Origin of the sequence: Microbacterium sp. SD291, from assembly GCF_017355365.1 — a bacterium.
Lineage (GTDB): Bacteria > Actinomycetota > Actinomycetes > Actinomycetales > Microbacteriaceae > Microbacterium.
Genome location: NZ_JADIJR010000051.1, coordinates 1 through 11,766, shown reverse-complemented (window position 1 = coordinate 11,766; position 11,766 = coordinate 1). Strand labels below are relative to the sequence as shown.

Sequence of the window (11,766 nt, the reverse complement as noted above, 5' to 3'; positions counted from 1 at the left end):
TCTGTGAAGTTTCGCGGGTCGGATAGCCTGTAGGCATGCGTGTTCACGTCGCCGACCACCCCCTCATCACCCACAAGCTCTCGGTGCTGCGCGACGCGCGCACGCCGTCGCCGGTGTTCCGCCAGCTGACGGAGGAGCTGGTGACACTGCTCGCCTACGAGGCGACGCGCAACGTGAAGGTCAGCCCGATCGAGATCACCACCCCCGTGACGAAGACGATGGGCGTGAAGATCTCCGAGCCGCGCCCGATCGTGGTGCCGATCCTGCGCGCCGGCCTCGGCATGCTCGAGGGCCTGGTGAAGCTGCTCCCGACAGCGGAGGTCGGGTTCCTCGGCATGGTCCGCGACGAGGAGACGTTCGAGCCGACGACCTACGCCGAGCGCCTGCCCGACGACCTCAGCGATCGCCAGTGCTTCGCGATCGACCCGATGCTCGCCACCGGCGGCTCGCTGGCCGCGGCGATCCAGTTCCTCTTCAATCGCGGCGCGAAGGACGTCACCGCGATCTGCCTCCTCGGCACCCCCGAGGGCGTCGCCGCGATCGAGGCGATGGCCGGCGATCGCGACGTGACTCTCGTGCTGGGCGCACTCGACGAGCGCCTCAACGAGAAGGGGTACATCGTCCCCGGTCTCGGCGATGCGGGAGACCGGCTGTACGGGACCGTCTGAGTCCTCCGGCGACCGCGCGCGCGGTCAGACGGCGAGGCGGTAGCCGCGCTCGTCGTCGTAGTGCCGGAACCCGGCGCGGGCGAGGATCGGCGCCGAAGTCGAGACGCGACCCTTCACCAGCGCGGTCGTCGCGCCGAGTTCCGCGCTCGCGCGCAGACGCTCGGCGAGCACCGCGCGATAGGCGCCCCGGCCTCGCGCTTGCTCCAGAGTCGCGGCGCCCCACAGCCGGGTGAATCCGTCGACGATCGTGCACCCGCCCGTGCTCACGGCGTCGCCGTCGAGGCGCCCGAGCACGCGGAGCCCGCCGCCCGTGAGGAGGGCGGCGGTCACCTCGTCGAGCTCGACGCGCAGCCCCTCCTCGTCGAGCGGCGACTGCTCCCATACCGGCACGTTGACCGCGTCGACCTCGCGCACCTGTTCGAGGGTGCGCACGATCTCCGTGCTCGTGCCTTCCGGAACATCTATGCGCACGTCCGCGATCGCCACGGCGAACACCGCGACCGTGTCGAAATGCTCGGCGCCGCGCCGCTGCAGCTCGCCTTCCAGGTCAGGGCTGTCCGAGGCGTTCGTCCAGAACCTCAGCTCCGTCTCACCCCAGGCTCGCGTGCGATCGATCGCGTGCTCGAGCACGGTCGCAGCATCCGCCGTCGACTCGACCTGCGAGCCGCGCACGCCGCCACCGAATCGCGCGGGATACCTGACCAGCTGGAGTCCGGTCTTCTCCTGTTCGCTGCCCCGGGGAAACCAGACCCACGCGGCCGAGGCCCGCAGGATGTCGTCCATGCTGTGCGTCATCCGTCTCCTCGCCCCGCCGTTCACCCGCCCCAGCCGCTCACTCCGCAACGCCGACCAGTCGCGCGAAGGCGCTCAGCCGTGCAACCCCCTCCGGCGTGTAGGGAAGGTCGTCGAGAAGGGCAGGCGAGTGGATCAGGTACGCGGCCACCTGCGCGCGGGAGATCGCCACGTTCAGGCGGTTCTGCAGCAGCAGGAACTCGGGTCCGCGTGGGGCGTCGCGCCCACTGGATGCTGCGAGCGAGGTGATCGAGACGGCCGCCTCCTTGCCCTGGAAGTTGTCGACCGTGCCGACCGGCACGTCGGGGAAGCCGGCATCCGCGAGCGCATCGCGCACCAGCTGCCGCTGCGCGTTGTACGGCGTGACGACGATGATGTCGCCCTGTTCGAGCGGACGCGTCGTGCCGTCAGGGTCGCAGTCGGCGAACGTGCGCCCGATCAGGTCGCGCACGAGCCGCACCACTTCGCCCGCCTCCTCCGGAGACTGCGTCGCATTGCCGCGATGGCGCAGCGGCACGATGTGCAGGCCCGGGTCGATGCCGTCGATCGAGCGCCGCTCCGGGCCGGGGGCCGAGGCCAGCTGCCCCGCGTAGGCGAGCTTCGATACCGGGGCCGCGACAGACGGGTGCATGCGCCACGACCGCGCCAGGAAGTACCCGAACTCGGGCCGGATGACCTGATCGCCGTCCATCACCCAGCCGAGGGCGGAGGTGTCGACCGGCTCCGGATGCGCCCCCTGGCTCACCTGCGGCAGCTGCTGCGGGTCGCCGAGCAGCAGCAGCCTCTTCGCGCCGACGGCGACAGCGATCGTCGAGGCGAGCGAGAACTGACCGGCCTCGTCGATCACGAGCAGGTCGAGACCACCCCGATCCACCCGCTGCGTGTTGCTGAAGTCCCACGCGGTGCCGCCGACGACGACACCCTCTCCGGCGTGCTCGGCGAGGAACGACGCCATCCCGTTCTTCGGGATCACGGTGTACGACGGCTCCGGACCACCGTCCTTCGGCGCCTTCGCGACCTGCGCGGGTGCGACGCCGTCGGACACCACACGCTCGAGCAGCGTCTCGATGATCGCGTGCGACTGCGCGACCACGCCGATCTTCAAGCCGTGCTCGTTCACCAGCCGGGCGATCACCTGCGACCCGGTGTAGGTCTTCCCGGTGCCGGGCGGCCCCTGCACGGCGAGATAACTGCGGTCGAGGTCGAGGACGCCGCGCACGATCGCGTCGATCGTGTCGTCGCCCGCCGCAGGAAGGGGCGCGCCGGATGCCGTGCGCGGCGGGATGCGCCGCAGGATGTCGGTCGCCGCGTCGGACGGGAAGCCGGGGGCGGCTGCGTGCACGGCATCCGCCCATTCATCGATCGCACCCTGCAGCGACACGACCCGGGGAGGGGCGGCCGGCGTGAGCGCGAGCGGCAGCTCGTCCCATGTCTGCCCCTGGACGGCGGTCTCGGTCACGAGATATCCGTCGTCGAGGAGCGCCGAGATCGTCACGGTGTGCGGGACGTGCACGGCGCGCGAAGCCGCCTCGGTGTCGAAGGGCGCGGGCACCTCGTACAGCGCGAACGGCTGACCGCCCTCGCCGAGGGTCGTACCGGGCGACACCTCGCCGCGGATCTCGATGTCGCGCGACATCACCCGGCGCCCCTCGCCGACGCTCCACTCCCGCCGGACGGTCGACGCCAGGCGGTCGACGCGGATCACGTCGCGCGTGCCCTCCCACATCGTGACGGGTTCGCGCAGCCGCTGGAAATGCGACACCCAGAAGCTCTTCGCCTCACGGGGGAAGTAGTCGATCGCCGCGGCCGCGATGCGGTGCACCTGCCCGTCGGCGCCGGCCTCCACCGCTCGGGCGGCATCCGCGAGCAGCGCCTCGGATCGCGGGGAGGGCTCGTAGATCACCTCGTCGGCTGCATCCGGAGGCGCGGGGCTCACGCCCTCCTTCCTGGCGATGTCGATCAGCCAGTTGCGAAGGCGCCGCGTCGAGACGCAGTCGTATCGGTTGTAGTCGGCGAGATCGGCGAACACGGCATCCGCCTCTGCCTGCTCCCCGGCGGCGGCGAGCTCACGCGCGGCGACGTACTGCACGATGGAGTCATCGCCCTTCTGCACGTCGCTGGTGCGGACGTCCTCCCCCATGTACAGCGGCTCGAGCTTCTTGATCGAGTACGACCGCGAGCCCACTCGCACCGTGCGCAGCACCAGCGGATACAGGTCGACGAACACGCCCTCGCGGAGGAGGCGATCGATCTCGCCCTCGCGGACGCCGTGCCGCGCGGCCATCGCCACCAGGTGCGACGTCTCGTAGGGGGCGTAGTGGTAGATGTGCATGCCGGGGTGCGCGGCCCGCCGCACCTTCACGAAGTCGAGGAACGTCTCGAACGCCTCCCGCTCGGCGGCGAAATCGTGCGCCCACAGCGCGGTGTACTGGTCGGTGTTGTCGACCCAGCCGAACAGGTAGTCGATGCCCCAGTGCGATTCGCCGATGGGCGCAGGCTCCGTGTAGAGCGGATCGCCCTCGAAGTCGAAGAAGATGTCGCCGTGGCTCGGCACCGGCAGCGTGTGGATCGCGCCGGCGTAGTGCACGTCGTAGGTCGGGGCGCCGTCGGCATCGGCGCGCAGCTGCAGTCTCGCCTGCGCGCGCAGCGTGTCGAACGTGTCGGGGTTCATCCCGTCGGGCGAATCGGATGCCGCCGCCAGCTCGTCGATCGTCTCGATGCCGGCCGCCCGCAGCCGGGCGCGCTGCACCGGGCGCATCCGGGCGACCATGAGAAGGTCGCGGTGCGCGATCACCTGCTCCTCGCAGGTCGCGCAGCGCCCGCATGCGACGATCTGCAGGTCGCCTCGGTCGTCGCCCCAGGCGAGCGGCGCACCGTCCGCGCCCGTGTCGATGCGACGGTCGGCGATCAGGTTCCGCAGCCGCGCCCTGCGCACGTGGAAGAGCGGGAGCAGGTCGTCGACCCGGTGGACGCTGCGGGTGCCGTCACCGAGGATGAGGTCGACCTCGTCGGAGCGAGGGATGCCGAGCCGGTCGAGCTGGTCGACGTATGCCGCCAGCTGCATGAGCGCCGTGACGCGGGCCTTGCGGGCGAGCTTGGAGTCCTCGACCCGCCAGCGGCCGTCGTCGTCGCGACGCAGGAAGTCGGCGAAGCCGACGAACTCGTCAGTGGCGAACGCGGCCTGGAAGATCACCTGAGCGCTCGAGCGCAGAGCATCCTGCGTCTCGGCGACCGCCGCGCCGAGCGCCTCGGCATCGATCGACGACACCTTCTCGATGCGGTGCACCGCCTCGTCGCCGAGGTCGGCGATGTACTTCGCGAGCACGTTCTGCTCGTGCACGTCGCCGAGCAGCGCGGCTCTGGCGAGAGTGACATCCTCCGGCTCCTCGACGGCTGGCACGCGGCCGAGCTTCGCATCGATCGCACGGCACCAGGCGAACTCGCATTCGGCGGCGGCCTTGAGGTCGCTGGCGCTCCAGATGACGCGCTGCGCCTGGCTGTCGATCCGCACGTTGCTCCCGTTCTGTCGGATGCTTCGACACTAGCCGCGGCATCCGACACGGGTTCGCGCCGGCCTCGCGGACCTCGGCGGCTCTCACACCCGTCTGTCTGCGTCGAATGCAGGTTCCGGCGCCCGGCGAAGGTGCGTTTGACGCAAACAGACGGTCTTGTGCGGGGTCAGCGCCACCAGGTGTCGTCGGGGGTCACCGGGAGGTGACGCTTGTGCCGGGTGGCCAGGTACTTCGCCTCGATACGGCCGGCCACCTCCGGGTCGACAGTGCGCCCCTCGAGGAAGTCGTCGATCTGCTCATAGGTGAGCCCGAGCTCATCCTCGTCCGATCGCCCCGGCTGGCCGTCGAGAAGGTCGGCGGTCGGCACCTTGTACGCCAGCCGATCCGGAGCACCGAGAGACAGCAGCAGCGAGCGCCCCTGGCGCTTGGTGAGTCCGGCGAGCGGCAGGAGGTCGGCTGCGCCGTCGCCGAACTTCGTGTAGAAGCCGGTCACTGCTTCCGCCGCGTGGTCGGTGCCGATCACCAGCATCCCGTCGTGGCCGGCGAGCGCGTACTGGGTGACCATCCGCACCCTGGCCTTGATGTTCCCGCGGTTGAAATCGGTGATGTCGCTCGTGACGGCGAACTCGATGTCCTCCTCGACGCCGTCGACGCCGTTCTGGATGTTCACCTCGACCGAGGAATCGGGCGCGATGAACTCGAGAGCGGCCTCGGCATCCGCTGCGTCCTTCTGCACCCGGTACGGCAGACGCACGGCGAGGAATCTCGCCGCTCCGCCCTCCTCCCGCACCCGCTCGACCGCGAGCTGCGCGAGCCGCCCGGCGAGGGTCGAGTCCTGCCCGCCCGAGATGCCGAGCACGAAGCCCTTCGCACCTGTCGCGCGCAGGTAATCGATCAGGAACCGCACGCGGCGCTCCACCTCGACTGCGGGGTCGATCTCGGCCTTCACGCCGAGCGCTTCAGAGATCTGCTGCTGCAGGGTCACGGGGGCTCCTCCACTCTTCCTCGACCCAGTATCGCCCGTGCGTGTTACGAGCGGGTGACACATGCTCCGCTCAGGCGCGTGCTGAGAGGATGGGGCAGTGAAACTTCTCGTCGCCGCCCTGAGCTCCGAACTCTCCGCCTTCCCTGACAGTCTCCCCGGCTTCGACCGGCTCGTGACCGGCCCCGGAAAGCTGCAGGCGACCTACGCGCTCACCCGTGCGCTCGACGCGAGCACATACGACGAGATCGTCGTGGTCGGCACCGCAGGCGCGATCGACGCCGCCCTCGAGCACCGCGTCCACGAGGTCGGCACCGCCTTCCAGCACGACGTCACCGACCTCGACGGGATCTCCGGTCAGCACGTCTCGCTCCCGGCGCGCGTCGCGACGGGCCGTGAGGGCCTGCTGATCGCCACCGGAGACCACTTCGTCGACGACGCGGAGGTCACGGCCGTGATCCGCCCGACCGGCGCGGCGCTGGTCGACATGGAGACCTACGCGTACATCTGGGTCGCCGGGCAGTTCGACGTGCCGATCCGGGTGTTCCGGGCCGTCTCCGACGGCGCGGAGGACGGCGCCCTCACCGACTGGCGCGAGGCCGTCGCCCGCTGCAGCGTGCAGCTGCGCGCGTTCATGCTCGAGGAGTACGGGGTCTGACGGGTCCGCCCTGGCCTTTCGACTGGCTCAAGGCCCCAGGGTCAGCGCGTCTCGATGATGCTCGGCCCCTCGGGCGTCGCATGCACGGTCAGCTGGGCGGGGATCTGCTCCTGCATCGCCTCGACATGACTGATCACTCCGACGGTGCGGCCGCCCTGCCGCAGCTCGTCGAGGGTGCGCATCGCGACGTCGAGCGTGTCCCCGTCGAGGGAGCCGAATCCCTCGTCGATGAACAGGGTGTCGAGACGGATGCCGCCGGCTCGCGCCGTGACGACCTCCGCGAGCCCGAGCGCGAGTGCGAGCGAACTGAGGAACGTCTCGCCGCCGGAGAGGGACTGCGCCGGCCTGGTCTGCCCGGTGAAGGCGTCGAAGACGACGATGCCGAGGCCGGATGCCGCGCCCCGCGCAGCGAGCGCGTCGGAGTGCCGCAGCTGGTACCGGCCGGTCGACATGTCGCCGAGGCGCCGGTTCGCGGCCTCGACGATCTCCTCGAGTTCGGCGGCGAGCACGAACGTCTCGAGCGTCATCTTGCGGGTGTTCGCACCGCGGCCGGCGATCGCGTCGGAGAGCCCCCTGAGCACCTCGTACTCCGCGGCCTCGTCTGCGGTGCGCGCGTGTTCTGACGCCGCGGACCCGATGAGCCCGTCGAGCCGCTCGGCGACGCCGTCGGCACGGCTCGCCTCGTCGACGGCGGCGGACCACGCAGCACGCGCGTCTGCGGACGCCTGCTCGGCCGGAGCGAGGTCGATCGGGTCCTCCGGGAGGAGTCGCAGCTCGAGCTCGAACAGGATCCCGCGTTCCTTCTCGCGCTGCACCGCGTGCTCCGAGATCCGGATCTCCAGCGCCTCCTGCGCTGCCGAGGATCGGAGAGCCTGCTCCGCGGCCGTCACGTCGTCGAACGCGGATGCGGCGAGGGCGGCATCCCGTTCGGCCTCGGCCTCCGCCGCCGCGATCGACCTGCGTGCGCTCTCCTCCAGAGCGGCGGCGAGAGCACGTGCGGCGGCGATCCGCGTCGCCGTCTCCGCGAGTCGCTCGGCCACGGTCGAGAAGGAGCCGCGCGCCTCGCCGATGAGCGTGCGAGCCTCGTCGAGTCGCTGCGCGAGGAGCGCGTGCTCCTCACGTGCCGCGGACAGGGTCGTCGCGTCCTCAGCCCGGGCGCTGTCGAGGCGCTCGAGTCGGGCGCCGAGCTCCTGAAGCCGCGCGTCGAGAGTGCGCTGCGTGCCGGCCGCGGCGATGCTCTTCGCATGCTCGGCCTCCGCCGTGCTGAGCTCGGCTTCGGCACGGACGACATCCCGGTCGTCGGCGCGACCGAGTGCGGCGGCGAACTCCGCACGGAGTCCGGAGCACCGCTCGGCCGCGACGCGCTCCCGCTCGGCGGCCGAGTCGCGTCGCTTCTCCGCGGCGTCGATGTCGTCGGCTGAAACAGGGTCGGCGTGGAGTGCGAGGGCCGGATGCTCGTGCGATCCGCAGACCGGGCACGCGTCGCCGTCGGGAAGCGCCGATGCCAGTTCGCCGGCGAAGCCGTCGAGGCGTCGCCTCCTGAGCTGTGCCAGATCTGCCTGCGCGACCGCGTGCGCGTCACTGGCCTCGGCGAGTGCACGTTCCGCCGTGTCCTGCTCGCCGGCGAGCCGCTGCGCATCGCGGGCCGCCGCGAGACGCGCGGACGCTCCATCCCGGACGGCGAGCAGGTCGCCCGCCCGGTCGGCGATGCGCCGCGCCTCGTCGCGCTCGGCGGTCATGACGGCGATCTGCTCCGGAAGCTCCGCGCGCTCGGCCTCTCCTGCCTCGATGCGAGCGGATGCCGCCACCACCCGCTCGTCCGCGGCGAGGAGCTCGGCCGACAGCGCCGGCTCCCGGCTCTCGAGCTCGCGCGCACGCTCCCAGGTGCCGCTCTCCCTCGTCCGCTCCGACGCCCAGGTCTCCAACGTCCCGACGAGGCCGACGTCGACGCGATCGCTGTCGACGAGATCGGTGTCGGCGAGGTCGCTGTCGCCCTCCTCGGCGGGCAGCTCGACCCCGAACGCGTCCCACGCCGCCCGAGCCTCGATCACCGAGGACGCCGCCCCCGCTGATGCCGCGCCGGCGCGGCCCGCGGCGGCGATCGCGGCGCGCATGGTCTCGGCCGCGCGTGCCCGCTCGAGCTCGGTCCGCGCCGCGACGATCAGCGGCTCCTCGGCGTCGAGAAGGGCCATCGCGCTCCGGGAGCGGTCACGCTCCTGCTGAGCGCGCTGCTCCTCCCTGGCCGACGCGAGTGCGACATCGACCGCAGCGGAGCGCTTCTCGGCGTCGTCGCGCTCGGAGGCCCGTCGCTCCGCCCGGTAGCCGGCGCGCGCACGGGCACGTCGCAGCTCCTCGAGGCGCTCCTCGGTGGTCACCGGGACTGTCGGGGCGGACGACGGCCGGGCCTGTGGGGCATCGCGCGAGGCCGCGGTCGTAGGCGGCGCGGCATCCGCAGCGCCGGCATCCGTGACGCCGACATCCGTGACGCCGTCGCCCGCCGCCGGCACCTCCACCGGCACCGCAGCACCGGCATCCGCCCCGAGCCCCGCCGTGACGACGAGCCGCTCCGCCTCTTCGACGCGCGCGGTGACGGTCGCGAGGCGCGCCCCGAGCGCCTGCTCGGACGCGCGGCGGCGTTCGTCGAAGCGCGACTGCACCACCTCGAACCGCTCGGTTCCGAACAGCCGGCGCAGCAGCGCCTGCCTGTCCTTGCTGTTGGCGAGCAGGAACTCGGAGAACCGGTTCTGAGCGAGCAGGATCACCTGCAGGAACTGCTCCCTGCTCAGCTGCAGGATCTCGTCGAGTTCGTTCCCGACATCGACCGCACGCGCGGCACGGCCGATCCACCCGGCATCCGTCCACTCGTCGAGGGCCACCCCGGCCGCCTGCTTCGTCATGCCTCCGCCGCGCTTCGCGGGGCGGACGTACTCGGGAGAACGCGTCACCCGGAACCGGCCGGCCGGCGTGCTGAACTCGACGACGACCTCGGAAGGGTCGTCGGGCTCGCAGTGGTCGCTGCGCAGCCGCTTCTCGCCGCCGTCGTACCGGGGAACGCCGCCGTACAGACCGAAGCAGACGGCGTCCAGGATGCTCGATTTCCCGGCCCCCGTGCGCCCGGCGATCAGGAAGATGCCGTCGTCCGCGAACGCGTCGAAGTCCACGATCTGGCGCGATCGGAACGGGCCGAATCCCTCGACCTCGAGACGGTGCAGCTGCACTAGCGCGCCCTCCGGATCACACCAGAGCCTCGGCCCGCAGCGACTCGTCGAGCACCTCGCGGATCAGCTCGCTCTCGCGCTCGGTCGCACCCTGCCCCGCACGCACGTGCTCGAGGAAGGCCTCGATACGCTCGGAGTCGGAGACTGCGGTCCGCAGACGGTCGGCGTAGGACCGCTCGGCGTGCTCGGCGGTGACCGCCGGCTGGTGCTGGACCATCGCGCAGTGCGGATAGCTCTCGCGCAGGCGGCGCATCGGCTCGGTCTGCGGGAGGGCGTCGGTGTACACCGCGCACACCCAGTCGGCGGCGTGCGCCTCGACATTGTCGGCGGAGAGGATCTCATCGAGCGCTCCGGTGAGCGTGACGAGCCGGCGCGGCACCGGAAGGTCCAGCCACTCGGCAGAGGCGAGACCTGCGGCGTCGAGCTCGATCAGCCAGGATCCGCGCGGCTTGTGCTGCTCGCCGAAGCTGTAGTGCAGCGGGGCGCCGGCGTACCGGACGCGCTCGCTGAGCTGCTGCCGGCCGTGGATGTGCCCGAGGGCGACGTAGTCGGGGCCGTCGAAGACGCTCAGCGGCACGACGTCGAGGCCGCCCTGACGCACCTCGCGCTCGAGGCCGGCGGTGGCGTCGACGCCCGCGGCGAAGCAGTGCGCGATCGCGACAGATCGGCCTTCGTGCTGCTGCATGCCGGTGCGCACGAGATCCATGGCGTGCGCCATGGTCTGCGCCTGCGTGCGCAGCTGCCGCCCCTCGGAGTCGCCCTCCGGCCAGTGCTGGCGCACGATCGCCGGCTCGAGATAAGGGATGCCGAAGAAGTGCACCGGACCGTCGGCATCCGCCACCGTGACAGGCGTGCCGATCGCGAGGGGATCGGTCAGCACGTGGATGCCGTCGCGCAGCAGCCGCGCCTGGAATCCGAGGCGCGCAGCCGAGTCGTGGTTGCCGCTGGTGACGATCACCTTCGCCCCGGTCCCGTGCAGCGCGACCAGCGCGTCGCCCAGCAGCGTGTACGCGGGCCCGGACGGCGTGGCGGAGTCGAACACGTCGCCCGCGACGACCACGACGTCGACCGCATGCGTGCGAACCTGCGCCGTCAGCGCGCCGAGCACGTCGGCCAGCGCGTCCATGGTCGAGTTGCCATGGAAGGTGCGGCCGATGTGCCAGTCGGAGGTGTGCAGGATTCGCATACCCACACGCTACGAAGGGCCTCCGACATCGCCCGTCAGGCGTGCCGCCGGGGGCGAGGATCCATCCCGCCGAGCATCTCGGGAGACGTCTCGCCGCCGTAACAATGCGTCACAGAGCTCACTTCATCGTGTACGCAGCAGAGAACGCTGCTCCGGGTGCGCCGCGAACCAGTCCGAGACGTACCAGCAGACCGGGTCCACCTTGCGATCGTGGCGGCGCTCGAGGTCGGCGACGACACCCTCGACCATGGTCGCCGCGTAGCCGTGGCCGCGGAAACTCGGGATCGTGAAGGCCCTGGTGAGCGCGATCGTGCGGCCGTCGTCGCGGTAGTCGAGCACGCTGACGAGCTGTCCGTCGCGGGTGAGCGTGTACCGGGAGGCGTCCTTCTCATCGGTCAGGATGAAGCCGCCGACGGTGGTCGAGATCGTCATCCGAGCAACGTTACGCGCGCATCCGAGCACGTGGCCGTTTTGACACGGAGGGATTTATTACGACATAATCCCCCCATGACCACCAACGCAAGCCCTTTGTCCGCCCAGGAGGCGAACAGGACTGCCGGGATGATGATGCCCGGTCGCGTTGGCATGTGTTGCCGAATGTGTCGCTGAACGAACAGCCACCCCGCCTGACCTGACCCTTCGCGATCTGCGAGGTCGGCGTCTACGAGCACCCATCCCTTGCTCGCTTCTCCGGCTCGCCCGGTCATTCATGCAACGCATCAGAGCCGCTTCGGCTCACGTCCTGAGGAC

General features: G+C 71.0%; 8 protein-coding genes. 2 read left to right on the top strand and 6 right to left on the bottom strand.

What is annotated here, in order from left to right:
• Window positions 1-35 precede the first annotated feature (35 nt).
• Window positions 36-668, top strand: a complete 633-nt coding sequence (gene upp, locus IPV10_RS16325) for a uracil phosphoribosyltransferase (RefSeq protein WP_207485647.1) — start codon at window positions 36-38, stop codon at window positions 666-668.
• A 24-nt stretch (window positions 669-692) separates the two neighbouring features.
• Here the strand turns inward: upp and IPV10_RS16320 are convergent, their stop codons facing one another.
• From IPV10_RS16320 to nadE, 3 genes are all read right to left on the bottom strand, one after another.
• Window positions 693-1,463, bottom strand: coding sequence for a hypothetical protein (locus IPV10_RS16320; protein ID WP_207485645.1), 771 nt, complete (start codon window positions 1,461-1,463; stop codon window positions 693-695).
• Window positions 1,464-1,500: 37 nt separating this feature from the next.
• Window positions 1,501-4,971, bottom strand: coding sequence for a bifunctional RecB family nuclease/DEAD/DEAH box helicase (locus IPV10_RS16315; protein ID WP_207485643.1), 3,471 nt, complete (start codon window positions 4,969-4,971; stop codon window positions 1,501-1,503).
• Window positions 4,972-5,138: 167 nt separating this feature from the next.
• Window positions 5,139-5,957 (bottom strand): ammonia-dependent NAD(+) synthetase, encoded by an 819-nt coding sequence (gene nadE, locus IPV10_RS16310; protein ID WP_207485641.1) that lies wholly within the window; start codon window positions 5,955-5,957, stop codon window positions 5,139-5,141.
• Between the two features lie 97 nt (window positions 5,958-6,054).
• Here nadE and IPV10_RS16305 point away from each other — a divergent pair, with 97 nt between their 5' ends.
• Window positions 6,055-6,612 (top strand): nucleoside phosphorylase, encoded by a 558-nt coding sequence (locus tag IPV10_RS16305; protein ID WP_207485639.1) that lies wholly within the window; start codon window positions 6,055-6,057, stop codon window positions 6,610-6,612.
• A 41-nt stretch (window positions 6,613-6,653) separates the two neighbouring features.
• On the opposite strand, the gene IPV10_RS16300 is transcribed toward IPV10_RS16305, so the two are convergent.
• The 3 genes from IPV10_RS16300 to IPV10_RS16290 all read right to left on the bottom strand — a co-directional run bounded on the left by IPV10_RS16300 (window position 6,654) and on the right by IPV10_RS16290 (window position 11,448).
• Entirely contained in the window at window positions 6,654-9,830 is a 3,177-nt protein-coding gene (locus IPV10_RS16300; protein ID WP_207485637.1) for an AAA family ATPase, read from the bottom strand.
• Between the two features lie 16 nt (window positions 9,831-9,846).
• Window positions 9,847-11,016 carry an exonuclease SbcCD subunit D gene (locus IPV10_RS16295; RefSeq protein ID WP_207485634.1) on the bottom strand — a complete coding sequence of 390 codons (1,170 nt, stop codon included), beginning with the start codon at window positions 11,014-11,016 and terminating at the stop codon, window positions 9,847-9,849.
• Between the two features lie 123 nt (window positions 11,017-11,139).
• Window positions 11,140-11,448, bottom strand: a complete 309-nt coding sequence (locus IPV10_RS16290) for a GNAT family N-acetyltransferase (protein ID WP_207485632.1) — start codon at window positions 11,446-11,448, stop codon at window positions 11,140-11,142.
• Between the last annotated feature and the right edge of the window lie 318 nt (window positions 11,449-11,766).

Coding starts and splice junctions, on each gene's coding strand:
- IPV10_RS16320 (WP_207485645.1), bottom strand. CDS start 1,463: ATGACGCACAGCATGGACGACATCCTGCGGGCCTCGGCCGCGTGGGTC.
- upp (WP_207485647.1), top strand. CDS start 36: ATGCGTGTTCACGTCGCCGACCACCCCCTCATCACCCACAAGCTCTCG.
- IPV10_RS16295 (WP_207485634.1), bottom strand. CDS start 11,016: ATGCGAATCCTGCACACCTCCGACTGGCACATCGGCCGCACCTTCCAT.
- IPV10_RS16290 (WP_207485632.1), bottom strand. CDS start 11,448: ATGACGATCTCGACCACCGTCGGCGGCTTCATCCTGACCGATGAGAAG.